The organism is Peribacillus sp. NPDC097295 (assembly GCF_044761665.1).
Taxonomy (GTDB): domain Bacteria; phylum Bacillota; class Bacilli; order Bacillales; family DSM-1321; genus Peribacillus.
The window spans coordinates 97,948-114,321 of record NZ_JBIWCW010000008.1 but is presented as its reverse complement, the minus strand read 5'-3'; the positions used below and the strand labels follow the sequence as shown (position 1 = coordinate 114,321).

Here is a 16,374-nt window from a genome sequence, read left to right as displayed (position 1 = left end):
AGGTAACAATCTACCTTTTAAAGCTTGCCTTTCGTTTTATAAACAAAGGCGAGTATTTCAGCGACCGCCTTAAAAAACTCTTCCGGTATCGCTTGCCCCACGTCGGCTTGATCATATAATGATCTTGCTAAAGGTCGGTTTTCCACCATGACTACGTCATTTTCTTTTGCGATATATTTAATCTTCTGAGCAACGAAGTCTACACCCTTTGCCACGACAAAAGGAGCTTCCGCTTTGCTTTCATCATATTTTAAAGCAATGGCAAAATGCGTCGGGTTTGTAATGACGACGTCCGCATTCGGCACTTCCTGCATCATCCTCTGAGCCGCCATCTGGCGTTGCTTTTGCTTAATCTTTGATTTAATGAGCGGATCGCCTTCAGAATTTTTATATTCATCCTTAATATCCTGCTTTGACATCCGGATATTTTTTTCAAAGTCATATTTTTGATACATATAGTCCAATAGTGCAATGAACAATAAAGCCACGGCAGCATAATACCCTACTTTAATTGTAATGTCCGCCAATGTTGCCATTGCATCTGCCACAGATATCTGTGATAAAATCATAATCTCTTCCATACGGTTCCAGAGTACATAAAAAGCAACAAAACCAACAAATGATATCTTAAGAATGGATTTCAATAATTCAACAATGGCCCTCATTGAAAAAATTCGTTTAAATCCTTTAATGGGATCCAATTTTTCAAGCTTAAACTGAATCGATTCCGTTGAAAACATAAAACCGATTTGCATTACATTGGCCAACACCCCAGCTACCACCGCTGCCACAAAAACAGGACCTAAAACAAGTCCCATCTCCATAAGGATTTCAATCAAGATAACTTGCATGCTTTCTTCACTAAAGTCGCTAACGGTGAAATCCTGTAGGTATTTCTTCATAAGGGCAAACAAGTGATTGTACATGAACGGTCCCATCATTAGCAGAACCGAAAATACGGTAATTAGGTTAACCGATGTATTAACATCCTGACTTTTGGCAACCTGTCCCTTTTTCTTTGAATCCTGACGTTTTTTCGGGGTTGCCTTTTCGGTTTTTTCACCGGCGAAAAACTGTAAATCCAGCTGTACTCTTTCCATTGTCATATGCCCCCGATCAGTTGCATTAACTGACGCATCGTCAGGAGAATGAAATTAAATAGTTGTGTCACGACCGTCATCATCATTCCCATGACAATGATTACAATGGATAAACCTACGATGATTTTCACAGGTATACCGACAACAAATACGTTTAGTTGTGGAACCGTCCTTGCTAGGATGCCAAGCGTGACGTCCACTAAGAATATGCTTCCCACTACCGGGATGGCCATCTGAAAAGCAATCATAAATGCTTTACTAAATGCTTTGGCCAAGTACTCTATTATTGACTGATCGCCGAATGGCACGAATAACTGATCGATCGGGATGAATTGATAGCTATAAAAGATCCCATCCAACAGTAAATGATGACCATCTGTACTTAGAAGAAACAATAAGGCAATCGTATATAAATATTGTCCCATCAAGGGACTTTGAGCTCCTGTTTGAGGATCAATAACATTCGCTATCGAAAACCCCAGTTGAAAATCGATTAACCCACCGGCAATCTGGACCGCGGATAATATCATATAAGCAGCAAACCCGATGAAGAGGCCTACGAGCGCTTCTTTTATGATCAATAAATAAAAAGTGACATCCAAAGCCAGTACCGGTGCATCGATGGTATAGTACATGATCCAAGCCAGGAAAACTCCCAACCCGACTCTATGCTGTATTGGAATAGACCGATATGAAAAAATTGGCATGGCTACGAAAAAGGTCGTGACTCTAACTACCATTAATAGAAATGCAGGAAAGTAAGGGAATATTTCCTCCATACTCTAACCTACAAATCGATTCAAATTACCGAATATATCATTGGCATATGATAATAGATGGCTAAGCATCCATGGAGCGAGTAAAATAAGCGCCAATAAAACTGCCACTATTTTTGGAACGAAGGCCAATGTCTGCTCCTGAATCTGAGTCGTTGCCTGAAAGATACTTACTAGCAACCCGACGACCAGAGCAATCACCATCAGCGGTCCAGCTATAATCAACACCATATAAATCCCTTTTTCGGCTACATCAATAACATAATCTGCACTCATCTTTTCTCACCTGCTTAAAAACTCTGTAATAACGACTTCACTACTAAATACCAACCATCAACAAGAATGAAGAGAAGGATCTTGAATGGAAGGGAAATCATGACCGGCGGTAACATCATCATCCCCATTGACATCAGGACACTTGCAATGACCATATCAATCACTAGAAAAGGGATGAAAATCATGAATCCTATTTGAAACGCCGTTTTAATCTCACTGATTGCAAATGCTGGTACAAAGGCAGTCAAGGGAATATCATGTATCGTTTCAGGCTGTTTGACCTTGGCATAGTCTAGAAACAAGGCCAGATCTTTCTGCCTCGTATGAGCACTCATAAACTCCTTAAAGGGCATCGCCGCTTGCTCATACGCCTCTTCTAAATCGATTTCTTCATTAAATAAAGGAGTTAATGCTTTCTCATTCACTTCCTGGAACGTGGGGGCCATGATGAAAAAAGTCATGAAAAGAGCCAAGCCGACCAGTACCTGGTTCGGCGGCATTTGCTGTGTCGCTAGTGATGTCCTGACAAAACTGAGCACGATGATGATCCTCGTAAAACATGTCATTAAAATCAGTATGCTCGGTGCAAGTGATAAAACCGTTAACAGAAGGACTAACTTGACGGAAGTAGAGACACTAGAGGGATCACTGTTGTTAAAAAACTCCATGAACTCATTCATTCTTTGTCTCTTCCTTTCCTATCAAGCTCGTTCAACAGCTTCTTCCTGCTTTTAGACATTTGATCGAGCTGACTCTTGAACTCTGAGGAAAAACTAGTAGTCTCGGTTTCATTTTTTTTCAGCCATTTGCTTTTCAGCTTTGCCATAAGGTCTCTTGGTTGGATCATCTGGTCCATTTTGTCATTGTAATCTTCTATCAGCTGTTCATATTCTTTTGGATCATCTATTTCCTTTAACAGTTGGATGTTTTCGCCGACCCCTACAACTAAAATCCTTCCGCCAACCTTTACAAGTTGAACGGATCGATTTGCCCCGAGGCTCGTTCCTCCCAAGTTCTCTACCGAATTAGCTTTTTGATACGTTTTACCTTTCTTCCCTACAAACCTCAATACTATATAGAGAAGCGCAACCACAAATATGGTAGCGAGAATCATCCTGAGGAACTCCCAAACCGTTATCCCCACTTTTTCAGGATTTGTTGTTTGATCGGTAGATTGGGAGTCACTAGAATGAGAGCCTTTTGATTTATCGGTTTTATCCTTTTTTGAATCTTCTGGCTCATAAAATTTCTTTACTGTGTCATCCAGATTTTCGGCACTGGCTTGCATGGCCCCGCAAAAGAACAAGGTGAACACTAGTGAAACTTGAAGCCACTTTTTAAAAGCAAACAATATGAAGACACCCTCTTAGTTAGCTTAGTGCTTTATTTATGGCTTCCAATACGCGATCTGCCTGGAAAGGTTTAACGATGAAGTCTTTAGCTCCCGCTTGGATTGCGTCGATGACCATGGCTTGTTGTCCCATTGCGGAGCACATGATGACCTTAGCTTGAGGATTCACCTTTTTAATTTCCTTTAATGCGGTAATACCATCCATTTCAGGCATGGTGATATCCATCGTTACTAGATCCGGGTGGGTTTCTTTATATTTCTCAACTGCTTGGGCGCCGTCTGCTGCTTCCCCTACAATCTCAAAACCATTTTTAGAAAGGATATCTTTAATCATCATTCTCATAAATGCTGCATCGTCTACAATTAAAATTCTATTTGCCATTTTTTCTTCCCCCAAATTTATCTAATTTTTTTTAATCGGTCGCTCTGGCTCATAATATCTGTAACTCGAACACCGAAGTTTTCATCAATGACAACAACCTCACCTTTGGCGATTAACCGGCTGTTTACAAGTATATCAACAGGTTCCCCGGCTAGTTTATCCAATTCAATAATTGAACCGGATGACAATTCCAGGATTTCCTTGACTGAACGTTTGGTCCTTCCAAGCTCTACTGTTACTTGAAGAGGAATGTCCATCAGCATGCTAAGGTTCTTCGTTTCCGATTCTTGAAGCTGGTAAGGCTGAAAACTTGTGAAACTAGCTGGCTGTACATTCACAGGTTTTCCATTGGATGCGGTTGGCGCACCAAAATGCTGTGGTTCATTTGGCATCTGATACGTCTGTTGTGCCTGATAGGGTACATATGGATCATGGGCCGACTGATTTGAAATGGGAATCTGTGATTCTGCCGTAGCTTGTGTCGGAATGCTCTGTGGCTGACTATTAGCCACCTGTTGTTCCATTTCTTTTTGGAGTTCAACAGGTTCACTTTCACCTGACCCATTCAATAATTCATCGACCAATCCTTTTGCAAACTCTAAAGGCAATAACTGCATAATACTTGAATCAATCAGATCACCTACGCGCAAACGGAACGATATCTTTGCAAATAAATCTTCGTTTGGGATGGCATCTTCGCCTTCACCGTTAAGAAAATTGAGTAAATCTACGCTTGGCGGTGAAATATCAACCTTTTTGCTGAAGATGGTCGACATGGAAGTCGCAGCGGACCCCATCATTTGATTCATCGCTTCCTGGACTGCACTTAATTGGATTTCACCTAACATATCTGAAGGACTCAATCCATCACCACCAAGCATTAAATCAGCGATGATTGCTGCATCACTTTGCTTGATGACCAGCATATTGATTCCAGAAAATCCCTCTGTGTACCTTACTTGTATGGCCACATATGGCTGTGGAAACTCTTCAGCTATCTTACCCTTTTCAATTATGGTAACGGTTGGGGTCGTAATATCCACTTTCTGGTTCAATAAAGTGGATAATGCAGTAGCTGAGCTTCCGAAAGAGATATTTCCAATTTCCCCCAACGCATCCAGTTCCATCTCGGATAAATAATCGTCAATCGAAATTGAGCTCCCCCCATCTTCTATATCTTCTGTTCCTTTTAAAAGGGCATCTATTTCGTCTTGTGAAAGCATTTCATCACTTACCATCTTCGTCTCCCCCTTTCAAAATATCAAGAATCTGGATGGCGTGTTTTTTACCTATTTTGCCTGGTTGTCCACTATATTTTGGAATGCCTCCAACTTTAATTAGTAAAGGTTCATCGATTGCCTGATTTAAATCGATAACATCACCTACATCGAGTAGCAGAAAATCCTGAATGGTAATATCAGTGGTTCCAAGCTCAGATATAATCGGCAGGTCGGAATTCCTAATACGCGTTTCCAAAATCTTGATTTCTTCAGGCAGTCTTACTTTTTGGGAAGTTTCCATCCAGTAGTGAGCAGATAACTTCGGTATAATCGGTTCTAATACGACGTGCGGTATACATATATTGATCATTCCGCTTGTTTCACCTATTTGGGTATTCAACGAAATGACGACAACTGTATCATTGGGTGAAACTAGTTGTAAAAATTGAGGATTCACTTCGAATTCCGTCATCACGGGTTCGATTTCGACAATCGTTTCCCAGGCCTCTTGTAAATTTTCAAAAGCCTTCTCAAAGAGATTCGACATGATTTTCGTTTCGATTTCCGTCAGACTGTCGACTTTATTGGCACTGACACCCCTGCCACCCAAAACACGATCCATCATGGAATACGCAATATTTGGATTGACCTCAAGTATGATGCGGCCATCCAACGGTGGGACCTCGAACACATTCAAAATTGTCATTTTTGGTATCGACCGTATAAACTCTTCATAGGGGATTTGATCAGCCGAAGCAACCGATATTTGGACATAGGTCCTTAGCTGTGCTGAAAAATAAGTTGTCAACAGCCGTGCGAAATTATCATGGATCCTTGTCAAGCTCCTGATTTGGTCCTTCGAGAAACGAAGCGCCCTTTTGAAGTCGTACACTTTCACCCTTTTTTCTATTTCCTCTTTCTTTAAATCGTCCGCATCCATTTCTCCAGTAGAAATGGCTGAGAGTAATGCATCAATTTCATTTTGTGATAATATTTCCCCGGACATTTGCATTCACCTCCAAAACTTCCCCTTCTTAATTTAATGAAGTCAGGGTGTTCTTATTGAAGAATCGAGGAGGTTATATAAACCTTTTCAACTTTTCCTTCTTCCATTAATTCATTAATTTTAGTCCTTAGCGTATTCTGAAGTTTTTCCTTGCCCTTTTTACCTGTTAACTCCTGCGCTTTCATTTCAGACAATTCGGTAATGATGATATTTTTCACCTGAAAGTTTCTTTTTTCCAACTCTTCTTTAGCCTTTTTATTATCTGTCTGGACCATAAATGAGATTTTAATATAATCATTGCCAGCTAGATTCGTCGTAATTTCAGGAATTTCAACAGAAGATTCAACAATCTCATCTATGCTGGGCTTATCCTCAGTAGATGCGGGTTCAGATAATTTCGTAACAACCACGACCGCTATGACGCCAACTAGGGAAATCGCCACCAGCATAATCAATATAATCGTCAATAGCTTTTTTTTCATACTCTTTCCTCCCCCCCTTTGTGAAATCCTAGAACATTCACACTCCGATAAAAATGAATGATGGCTTGAATCATTTCTTCTTCCTTCTCGAGCACCACAATTTTCTTGCCATTTGTAAAAGTGATGGTTGTATCCGGCAACGACTCGACCGTATCTATGTACAATGCATTGATATGAAAGCTTTTGCCATTCAGCCTCGTGACTTTAATAATAATATGTAGGAGCCAGAGCAAATCAGCACCTGGCTCCTCCCTCCCTTAACCTATCGTTTTAAGTTAACCAATTCTTGCAGGATTTCATCAGATGTCGTGATGATTCGTGAATTCGATTGGAAACCACGCTGAGCAACAATCATCTCCGTGAACTCCTCGGATAAATCGACATTCGACATTTCTAGTGAATTGGATGCAATCGTTCCTCGGCCATCCCCAGCAATACCGATATTTGCCGTACCTGAGTTAATCGATTCTTGGAATGTGCTACCACCGGATTTAGTTAAACCTGAGGCGTTAGAGAACTTAGCGATTGCTAACTGCCCCAATGTTACAATCTTCCCGTTGGAGTATATCCCATTAATTTCGCCTGATGAGCCGAAATTAAAGCTTTCCAGTTTTCCTTCTTTATTCCCATTTGGGTTGACGAGTGCTGTTGTTGTTCCAGGTACTTGGGTAAGATTTTTGAAATCATAACTTATGGTGGTATCTGTTTTATTACCAGTCTTGTAATTGCCGTTTTCAAAAGTTAGAGTAGTAAATAGAGTTGCTGTGACAGAAGTATCTGTTGGATCTTGATCAAGGTATACCTTCCACTCATTCGGTGTAGCCGATTTTTGGAAATAAACAGTTTTTGCTTGTTCTTCTCCTTTGGCATCAATGACTTTTATTTGTTGGCTGAATACTGATCCATCAATAGCATCTGCTGCTAAATTCTCACTCACCGTTACTGTAGTAGTTTTTACTGCCGGTAATACCGCATTAACGTTTACTGCCACGTCTCCGATAGCATTTGAAGTATTTCCATTTGCATCAACTTGGTAGGCTTGCACTTTCGACCCACTCGAGTTTACGAGAGTTCCATTGTCATCTAAATAGAAGTTCCCGGCACGAGTATACGATAAGGCATCCCCTTGCTTGACCACAAAATAACCGTCACCGGAAACAGCCAAGTCAAGGTCACGCCCAGTAGTTTGCAAGCTTGATTGACTATGAATCGTGTCAATCGTTGCGATGGTAGATCCTAAACCAACTTGCTTGGAGTTGGTTCCACCCCTATTTTCTGTTGCAGCACTAGCACCTGATATTGTTTGGTTCATCGTATCGCTGAAAGTGACCCGACTTTTCTTAAAACCATAGGTGTTTACATTGGCGACATTATTCCCGATGACATCTAATTTTGTTTGTAAGTTTTTTAACCCACTGATTCCTGAGTACATTGAACGAAGCATATTAAACGTTCCCCTTTCATTTTAGCGACTGCTTCTGTCATTCCACAGTCAAGGCTTCCTATACTAGGGCCGGCCCATTAATCCAATAATATGGTTCCATTGATATTTGTAAAAATTTGAGACGATGCTTCATCTCGGTCCATGACTGTGATGACTATGTTATTTTTCGTGCTGATAACGAGCGCCGCATTATCGGTGATGATGAGTGACTCGGTCACCCCCATTTTTTTGGCTTCAATTGCTTTATCGGCAATTCGGTCCCAAGTTTGCTGATTTATTTCTATTTTTCTTTGATTCATCCGCATTTGGGCGTGTTTACTGATTGTAAGTTTTTCAAGGGCTACAGCTGTTTCAAAATGCTGTTGAAATCCTTGCTGGGTCGCTTTCCTTTGTCTCAAGGGTGATTTCATCAGTGGTGTCGCTTGAGCGGAATTTACTTGAAAGCCTAGTTTATTCATTGGTCCGCTCCTTAAGCGCCAGCTATTTTGATCAATTGCTCTCTAGTTAATTTTGTGCCTGTTTCATCATTCACTTCGATTTGCAGCTTACCATGATTCATCGATACCGAAGTGACGATGGCCGACTGTTCCCCGTTTATTTCATCATTCCAACTGACCTTTTTACCAATCAGTTCGCTTGCCGTCGTCAGGCTGTTCGCCCCAGTCCCTGTCTGCTTCATGGCTGAAATATTCGCCGGTTCGAGTTTCGTCCCATCCTCTAAAAGGAAATAAACTTTATCTCCTTTAAATTGAATTGAATCCACGATGCCTGTCCCTTCTTCAATAGCAAGGTTCTCATCACCCTCATCGAGTTTATGCCAGGTCACTTCTTTACCAACAAAGGAGTTATAATTCATTAAACTAGTTTGCTGATTAGCTCCTATCAACACATCCATTTTGGTCCCGATATTCACCATCTGTTCTAATGATGAAAAAGTGGCCATTTGTGCGATAAACTCTGAATTGTCCATTGGGCTTGAAGGATCTTGGTTTTGCAACTGGGTTAGCAATAATTTCAGGAAATCATCTTTCCCTAGTGCGTCACCCGTTTTTCTTGTTTCAGTTTGATAGTTTGATAACATTAATGATGTGTCAATTGTCGTCATCTCTTCACCTACACTTCCATATTTAACAGAGCTTCCGCAAAAGAACCTGTAAATTCACCATCCGATTCTTCCTTACTTTCTTGCTTACTTTCTTGTTGCTGTCTACTTTGATCCTCTGCCTCTTTCTGGCTGAATTTCTCTGAATTGAAAGAGTTGAAGGTTTGTGCTATTTCAATTTTTTCAATTTGAACGTTTTGACCGCTAAAGGCTTGCTTTAAGCCTTGAACCTGGTTGTCCAGCATATCCTTTGCTTGTGCTGTAGCGGCCAAGATCCTTGCTGTCATCATCCCATCTTTTTGAATCAATTCAATTCTGAGCGAGCCCAGATGTTCAGGGTTCAGTCTGATTAATAGCTTATTTACGCCATTAGTTCCGGAGAAATTAGATTTGTTCAAAATAGATTCAAATTGCTTGATGAATTCATCCTGATTGACAGTCTGTCCACCTTTGGAAGCTGTCAAGACCAATTGTTCTATCTTGCTCATTTGAACGGGAACATTTGGATTTAGGTTGGTGTTTTCCTCTGTATTCAGAACAGCAGGTCCATCTGCCTGTCCATTATTACTGAGAGTGAACTTAAACTGAGTTGGCTTTACAATTTGGAATGGTAATCCCAGGCCTTGTTTATTTCCTGCTTTTTCAGCCTCTACTATTCTAGAAAATGCATTCCTCACCGTTTCAAGGGATTTATTCTGCCCTTTGTCCACTAGAACTGAAAAATCAATTTCTCCGCTTTTTTTCTGTTGCTCATTAGACATCCATTTTTCAAGCTTTCCTGTTATTCCTTCAAGCACATTCTTCACTTGCTTCTGGAGGGATGCCTCATCTTGTGTAATATCTTTATTTTCTAATAGAAGTTCCTGTACTTTCACCAGTTTTAAAAGGTTAGCGGTCCCTTCTATGGGTAGCTGTTGCCACTCTTCTTCGCTCAAAGATGCAACTTGTTTGAGGATTGTGTATAGTTCCATGACATTCGCACCGAGAAGACTTTGAGAGTCGAGTGATATCTCCTCTTCCTGCTCTTGATTTAAATCAAGTTCATCGATACTTTTAAAAAAATCCTCAAGTCTAGAATCATCGCCGGTAAGACCTTTCAGTACCTGTAAAAGTAATGCTCCTGAGCTTGAAGAATCATTTATTAACAAATCCTCATCCGCTATTCCTTCTTCAAGATCACTTAAGCTGGTTTGTTTCAAGAAATCCACCAAATCCTTAAGTGTGGAGAGTTTTTCATCGGAAAGAGTAAGAGATTCTGTATCCATAATATTTACTGAGTCCGTTTCCAAAGTTAATGCCGATTGAAGAGCGGATCCAAATTGAGCATTTGAGCCTTGGCTTTGATTAGGTTGTAATTTTGGAGTGACCGATGTAGAAGCTAGCATTGAATTAATGTTCGTATTCACTTTTGAAATCACCTCCTTTCATGTGACTTTACGTATTCTGTTCCGTTAGTTTCTTCGTTAACCTGGCAGCATCTGCTGTGGTCATCTGCTCCAATACCTTCGCTAAAGTATCAGCTTTCATACTTGCCAAGATCTTCACGGCGTCTTCATCATTCATCTCTGTAATGATAGGCGCTGATTTTTTGGGGGCCATCGTTTCATATGTGCGTATGATATCCTTGAATGCCCGTTTACTTCCATCTTGGCTTTCTTTTAGCTCATTCAATTGTGTTTGTAGCTGCTGTTTATCTGCCTCGGCCTTTTCGACAGCCTTGTCACGGGTATCAATGATGCTTTCGAGCTTCTCTATCTCTTTTTCCTTACTCTTTATTTCAGTTTCTAATTTTGCCAATCTTTTTGAATCCTTACCTATCTGCGGTGGTTTTTCCTTTTCATCATCTTTTTGAAATAGCTCAGTTAAGTGGATTTTCCCGGACAACTCCTTAGCCTTTTCCATGACATTAACTCCAGCAACAGTGAAAACGATCAACGCAACAGTCACCGCAAAAACCAAAGGGATAAAGATGACAAGAAACCATTGAAATTTACTTATTTTATTTTCTTCCAATTCATCCAATTCATTCGGTTCACCTTTTTTACGCATTCTATCACCTAACGCCCTTTGCTTAAGAATTGCCTGATAGATACTTCATCCATTTGTTTATTCTCGGCTTCCTTCAAGATATCCAGGAATTTATGAAAATCGTTTTCTTTCATTTTCTCGTACTTCTTAACCTCAATATTTCTCTCCATCAATACATCTTGCAGTACATTCATTTTATAGCGAGCTTCTATGACTTCCTCCTGGCTAATGCTTATGAGCTTTTCGAGGTTGTCCATAAACAACTGATGATGCCGAATTTCTTGAATGGACAAACCGTTTTTAAGCTTTTCCTGTTGAAATGCAAGTAAATCCTCTTTTTTCTTCAAAAATTTGTATAATTCACCTGCCAACTCTTCGAAATTTTTAAGAGCAGCATTATATTTAGAAAGGGCATCCCTTTTTTCTTTTTCTTTTATAGTTAAGATCTTTTCGAATTTATACTGATAAATCATAGCTGCTCACCTCTTTCCATCAAATCTACGAGGTTTCCTATACTCATGTCTTTAGGCGCCTTTTCATGGGTGCCCTGCTTCAAAAATGAAATGATTTCCGGGTAGCGCTTTATGGAATTATCTATTTCCTTCGAAGAACCCCTTTTATAAGCTCCTATATTGATTAAATCTTCCGACTCCATATAGGTTGATAGGTTCGCCCTTAGTGCTTCCGCCGACTTTTTATGTCTTTCCCCAACGATGTTATTCATGACACGGCTGATGCTCTTTAATACATTGAGTGCGGGAAACTGGCCTTTATTGGCTAAACTCCGGTCTAAGATGAAATGTCCATCCAAGATTCCCCGTACTGCGTCAGCAATCGGTTCATTCATATCGTCCCCATCGACAAGAACTGTATAAAAGGCGGTGATGGAACCTTGCTTATTTGTTCCTGTTCTTTCTAAAAGTCTTGGTAGAATCGCGAACACTGATGGTGTATACCCTTTTGTAGTAGGGGGCTCCCCTACAGCGAGGCCAATTTCTCGTTGAGCCATCGCCACCCTGGTAACAGAGTCCATCATCAACATGACATTCAACCCTTTGTCACGGAAATATTCAGCAATGGCAGTTGCTGTCATCGCTCCTTTAATCCGCATCAAAGCTGGCTGATCTGAAGTTGCAACCACAACGATGGAACGAGCTAATCCTTCTGGGCCAAGATCTTTCTCAATGAATTCCCGAACCTCTCGGCCACGTTCTCCCACAAGTCCAATCACATTTAAGTCAGCTGTCGTATTCCTGGCCACCATACCGAGCAAGGTACTTTTTCCTACACCGCTCCCAGCGAAAATACCGACGCGTTGTCCTTTCCCCACTGTTAGTAAACTATCAATCACCCTGACGCCCACATCAATTGGTTCATCAATGGGCGGCCGTTCCATTGGATTTGGAGGATCTTGATCGACTGGTACAGTAGCCAGTCCCTTTGGAAGCAGGGATTGGTCGATGGGATACCCGAGAGGATCGACAACCTTCCCAATCAATCCGCTTCCAACTTTTATTTCAAGGCTACGTCCGCTTCCTTCGACTATGCACCCTGGTGCAATATCACTTACAGCTGTAAAAGGCATTAAAATGACCATTTCGTCTCGGAAACCGACAACTTCAGCCAGTATCGGTTTTTTCTTTTTTCGAACACCAGTATAGATATAACAGACGTCGCCTACAGAGCTTTCAGGTCCTTGAGATTCTATCATTAACCCTACTACTCGCTTGACTCGTCCATAATGTTTAAATGTATCGACTTCATCAATAAAGGGTATGAGGTCTCTCGCTTTCATTTTTATTCCCCTTCCAGCAATTCGGTTAGTTTCACCTTTATCTCTTGTAGTTGGCTATCGACGCTTGCATCAATTCTTCCATTCTCCGACTCTATGATACAACTGCTTTCTTTCAACTCATCGTCAGGATAAATATATAATTCCGTATCTTTTGGAAAGATTGAAATTAGTTCTTCTTTATGAGAAAGAATGGAATGGTATCGTGCAGGATGAATGTGAATCTGCACTTCTCGGTAATCCTTGGCTTCTTTAATTGCCCCCTTAACGAGAGACAAAAAAGTTTCTTGCTCATTTTCCAGTTGCCGTCCAATAATTTTTTTGGCCACGTTTAAGGCTAAATCGAGTATGACCGATTCTGAGGATTCAAGATGCTGCTGATAATCATTTTTGGATGCCTCAACCACTTCTTTTGCGAAAGCGATATCCCCTGCAATCTCGTTATAACCTTTTTGAATCCCATCTTCAATCCCCTGCTGGTATCCCTCTTTTTGCGCCTGTTCGATGTACAGTTTTTTTTCCTGTTGCTCCCAATAATCCCTTGCTTGTTGTATTTCTTCGACCATTGCTTCGGCTTGACGCCTTGCTTCTATTAGTATGGCATCCGCTTCTTGTTTTGCTTGATAACAGGATTCATCAGGCTGGTAATGGTTGGTGACTTGCCCGTCATCGTTTTCTGTTGCATGAATGTCGAACTGGCGGATTTTAATCGCGATTTTCTTACTTTCTTCTTGCTTTGCCTGATGGGACTTTATAATTCTAGACAATAATATCATCCCCTCCGCCGCGGGCGATTACAATCTCGCCAGTTTCTTCAAGGCGGCGAATAACAGCAACGATTCTTGATTGTGCTTCTTCTACGTCACGCAGTCGAACAGGTCCCATATATTCCATTTCTTCCTGGAAAGTTTCGACCATCCGTTTCGACATATTACGGAATACGATATCTTTCACTTCTTCACTTGCCACTTTAAGTGCAAGTTTAAGATCTTCATTATCAGATTCCCGAACCACACGTTGAATGGCTCTACCATCCAGAGTAACGATGTCTTCAAAGACAAACATCCTTTTCTTGATTTCTTCTGCAAGTTCAGGATCTTGGATTTCAAGAGCATCCAAGATGGTTCGTTCCGTAGAACGATCGACACCATTCAAAACATCCACAACAGCTTCGACACCACCAGTTTGTGTATAGTCCTGTGTAACGGTCGCAGAAAGCTTTCTTTCTAAGATCTGTTCCACTTCATTGATAATCTCTGGCGAAGTGCTATCCATTAAAGCAATCCTTCTTGCAATATCTGCCTGTACTTCTTGAGGCAGTTCAGACAATATCTGACCTGCCTGTGTCGGATCTAGATAGGATAAGATCAGGGCAATCGTCTGTGGATGCTCATTTTGAATAAAATTTAGAATCTGTCCCGGATCTGCTTTACGAGCAAAATCGAAGGGACGAACTTGCAAGGACGATGTTAAACGGTTGATGATGGCTGCAGCCTGATCAGTCCCTAACGCCTTTTCTAGAACCTGTTTCGCGTATCCTATTCCACCTTGTGAAATATAATCCTGAGCTAAAGCAATATTATGGAATTCCTCTAATATCTCTTCCTTGTCGCGCGTATCAACGCTTCTAACTCCTGATATCTCAAGAGTCAACCTCTCAATTTCTTCTTCTGAAAGATGCTTATATACGGATGCAGAAACATCCGGGCCTAAGGAAATAAGGAGGATTGCCGCTTTTTGTTTACCTGTCAATCCACCCTTTTTCTTTCTATCTGTCACGTTCATGGCCTCCTAATCTTCTGCTATCCAGCTTCTTAATAGTTTTGCAAATTCATCCGGCTTATCTTTAGCCAATTTCTCGAGTTGCTTCCTTTTTAAAGTGGCTTCCGTATCTTTCTCATTGTTTAGATTTGGAACTTCTAACTCGACCTCTTCTTCCACTTCCTCAAAATATTCCTCTTCCACATCCCGTTGACGTCTTGAACGGAAGAATAAGACTAATAGGATGATTATGATTAGCAATAATACTCCACCAATAATGTAAACCCATATTGGCAAGTCAGAACCAATCTCTTCTTCTGTAAGCTTCATTTTTCCATTAAACGGTTGAACGGAGATTGCAATTTTCTCATTTAATTCATCGTCCGTTAGTTCTTCTCCCTCGGCTTTTTTATCAATAGTCGTTCGAATAATTGTGCTTAAGATTTGTGTGATATCATCCACGCTCTGTTGAGATAAAGAGTTTGGATCGTCAGCTGTAGGCGGTTCTACCATGACTTGAATTCCTAGATCCTTGACTTTATATGGACTTTCGACAATTTCCTTCTTAATTCGGTTCACTTCGCTATTTATTGTTTCATCGGATTTTTCATAATCACCTGAACCTGTGGAGCCTTCAACGTAGCTAGAGCCTAATGAATCTGCAGAGTCTTCACTTTGAGGAATACCCCCATCTGCAGCCGCATCACCACTATACGTTTCATTGATTCTTTGAGCTGAGATTTCAATCCCTGCCATATTTTCTTCATCGACGGGTTCTACTAAATTTTCTTCGCGATTTTCTTGAGTGAAGTCAATGTCTGTCGTAACGGATACAGCCACTTTATCTCTGCCCATTATTGTTCCTAGCATGTTCTGCACTTGCCGTTGTATATCGCGTTCTATTTCTTTCTTTATCCCATTTTGAGATTCAAAAGCGGAACCGAACGATGAATTTTCACTTTTTAGGTCAAAATACTCAAAATCTTGGTTCATGATGACGATATTATCTGTAGGAAGGTTGGGAACACTTTTTGAAACAAGATGGTAGAGGGATTTAACTTGACTCTCTTCAAAGTTATAGTCCGGTTTCGTATTCAATACGATGGAAGCTGAAGCCTCACCGGCTGATTCACTGACAAAGACCCCTTTGTCAGGAATCGTGATCATGACGCTTGCATCCTCTACCCCATCAATTTTCTTTATTAAATTGGATAATTCCGTTTGCATCGTATCCAATTTAATAACATTAAACTCATTTTCCGTCATTCCTAGCCCTGCACCTTTACTGAAGAAAGAGTAATCGATACTACCGGACTCCGGTATTCCCTCAGCGGCTAGTTTCACTTTGAGCGTATCGACACTTTCTTGTGGAACTTTGATTGTGGTACCGTTATCCGCAATTTCATTTTGTATCCCCTGACTGTCTAAATTCTCCTTAATGCTCCCCGTTTCAGATGGTTTCAAATTTGAATATAAGGGAACTAGTGTAGTTCGGGATGTTAAAAATGATACAATCATGATGATGATGATGACTAATGCCGCTGAACCAATCATGATCGTTTTTTGCCTTTTACTTCGTGTACTCCAAAAACCAGTTATTTTATTTTTAAAATTCACTAGTGCATCATTCATTTAAATCCCCCGGTCAGTCTAT

General features: G+C 40.7%; 20 protein-coding genes. All 20 read right to left on the bottom strand.

The features are described from left to right. Window positions 1-17: 17 nt before the first annotated feature. Window positions 18-1,100 carry a flagellar biosynthesis protein FlhB gene (flhB, locus tag ACIQXN_RS14825; protein ID WP_402967926.1) on the bottom strand — a complete coding sequence of 361 codons (1,083 nt, stop codon included), beginning with the start codon at window positions 1,098-1,100 and terminating at the stop codon, window positions 18-20. Window positions 1,101-1,102: 2 nt separating this feature from the next. Continuing rightward, the gene (gene fliR / locus ACIQXN_RS14820) at window positions 1,103-1,879 is read right to left on the bottom strand and encodes a flagellar biosynthetic protein FliR (RefSeq protein WP_402967923.1); all 777 of its coding nucleotides are present in this window, start codon (window positions 1,877-1,879) and stop codon (window positions 1,103-1,105) included. 3 nt (window positions 1,880-1,882) lie between these two features. Next, entirely contained in the window at window positions 1,883-2,152 is a 270-nt protein-coding gene (fliQ, locus tag ACIQXN_RS14815; protein WP_402967920.1) for a flagellar biosynthesis protein FliQ, read from the bottom strand. Between the two features lie 14 nt (window positions 2,153-2,166). After that, a complete protein-coding gene (gene fliP / locus ACIQXN_RS14810; protein WP_402967917.1) occupies window positions 2,167-2,832 on the bottom strand; it encodes a flagellar type III secretion system pore protein FliP in 666 nt (221 codons plus the stop codon). Then, on the bottom strand, window positions 2,829-3,503 hold the full coding sequence (locus ACIQXN_RS14805) for a flagellar biosynthetic protein FliO (RefSeq protein ID WP_402967914.1): 675 nt from the start codon (window positions 3,501-3,503) through the stop codon (window positions 2,829-2,831). The genes fliP and ACIQXN_RS14805 overlap by 4 nt, the downstream gene beginning before the upstream one ends. Before the next feature lie 19 nt (window positions 3,504-3,522). Then, complete coding sequence (cheY, locus tag ACIQXN_RS14800) at window positions 3,523-3,885, bottom strand: chemotaxis protein CheY (protein WP_063231856.1); 363 nt, start codon at window positions 3,883-3,885, stop codon at window positions 3,523-3,525. Between the two features lie 17 nt (window positions 3,886-3,902). Then, window positions 3,903-5,123 carry a flagellar motor switch phosphatase FliY gene (gene fliY, locus ACIQXN_RS14795; protein ID WP_402967911.1) on the bottom strand — a complete coding sequence of 407 codons (1,221 nt, stop codon included), beginning with the start codon at window positions 5,121-5,123 and terminating at the stop codon, window positions 3,903-3,905. After that, window positions 5,113-6,111: a flagellar motor switch protein FliM gene (gene fliM / locus ACIQXN_RS14790; RefSeq protein WP_402967908.1), complete on the bottom strand. Its 999-nt coding sequence runs from the start codon at window positions 6,109-6,111 to the stop codon at window positions 5,113-5,115. The genes fliY and fliM overlap by 11 nt, the downstream gene beginning before the upstream one ends. Before the next feature lie 53 nt (window positions 6,112-6,164). Then, window positions 6,165-6,593 (bottom strand): flagellar basal body-associated protein FliL, encoded by a 429-nt coding sequence (fliL, locus tag ACIQXN_RS14785; protein ID WP_402967905.1) that lies wholly within the window; start codon window positions 6,591-6,593, stop codon window positions 6,165-6,167. After that, window positions 6,590-6,805, bottom strand: coding sequence for a flagellar FlbD family protein (locus ACIQXN_RS14780; protein ID WP_402967991.1), 216 nt, complete (start codon window positions 6,803-6,805; stop codon window positions 6,590-6,592). The genes fliL and ACIQXN_RS14780 overlap by 4 nt, the downstream gene beginning before the upstream one ends. 50 nt (window positions 6,806-6,855) lie before the next feature. After that, the gene (locus tag ACIQXN_RS14775) at window positions 6,856-8,037 is read right to left on the bottom strand and encodes a flagellar hook protein FlgE (protein ID WP_402967902.1); all 1,182 of its coding nucleotides are present in this window, start codon (window positions 8,035-8,037) and stop codon (window positions 6,856-6,858) included. Between the two features lie 77 nt (window positions 8,038-8,114). Continuing rightward, complete coding sequence (locus ACIQXN_RS14770) at window positions 8,115-8,495, bottom strand: TIGR02530 family flagellar biosynthesis protein (protein ID WP_402967899.1); 381 nt, start codon at window positions 8,493-8,495, stop codon at window positions 8,115-8,117. An 11-nt stretch (window positions 8,496-8,506) separates the two neighbouring features. Then, window positions 8,507-9,142: a flagellar hook assembly protein FlgD gene (gene flgD / locus ACIQXN_RS14765; protein ID WP_402967896.1), complete on the bottom strand. Its 636-nt coding sequence runs from the start codon at window positions 9,140-9,142 to the stop codon at window positions 8,507-8,509. 8 nt (window positions 9,143-9,150) lie between these two features. Next, a complete protein-coding gene (locus ACIQXN_RS14760; protein WP_402967893.1) occupies window positions 9,151-10,545 on the bottom strand; it encodes a flagellar hook-length control protein FliK in 1,395 nt (464 codons plus the stop codon). A gap of 28 nt (window positions 10,546-10,573) precedes the next feature. Then, on the bottom strand, window positions 10,574-11,188 hold the full coding sequence (locus ACIQXN_RS14755; protein ID WP_402967890.1) for a MotE family protein: 615 nt from the start codon (window positions 11,186-11,188) through the stop codon (window positions 10,574-10,576). Window positions 11,189-11,196: 8 nt separating this feature from the next. After that, a complete protein-coding gene (gene fliJ / locus ACIQXN_RS14750) occupies window positions 11,197-11,640 on the bottom strand; it encodes a flagellar export protein FliJ (protein ID WP_402967887.1) in 444 nt (147 codons plus the stop codon). Beyond that, the gene (gene fliI, locus ACIQXN_RS14745; RefSeq protein WP_402967884.1) at window positions 11,637-12,962 is read right to left on the bottom strand and encodes a flagellar protein export ATPase FliI; all 1,326 of its coding nucleotides are present in this window, start codon (window positions 12,960-12,962) and stop codon (window positions 11,637-11,639) included. Before fliI ends, fliJ begins: the two co-directional genes overlap by 4 nt. 2 nt (window positions 12,963-12,964) lie before the next feature. Then, entirely contained in the window at window positions 12,965-13,726 is a 762-nt protein-coding gene (gene fliH, locus ACIQXN_RS14740) for a flagellar assembly protein FliH (RefSeq protein WP_402967881.1), read from the bottom strand. Next, on the bottom strand, window positions 13,719-14,744 hold the full coding sequence (gene fliG, locus ACIQXN_RS14735) for a flagellar motor switch protein FliG (RefSeq protein WP_402967878.1): 1,026 nt from the start codon (window positions 14,742-14,744) through the stop codon (window positions 13,719-13,721). The genes fliH and fliG overlap by 8 nt, the downstream gene beginning before the upstream one ends. A 6-nt stretch (window positions 14,745-14,750) precedes the next feature. Continuing rightward, on the bottom strand, window positions 14,751-16,352 hold the full coding sequence (gene fliF / locus ACIQXN_RS14730) for a flagellar basal-body MS-ring/collar protein FliF (protein WP_402967875.1): 1,602 nt from the start codon (window positions 16,350-16,352) through the stop codon (window positions 14,751-14,753). Window positions 16,353-16,374: the final 22 nt, after the last annotated feature.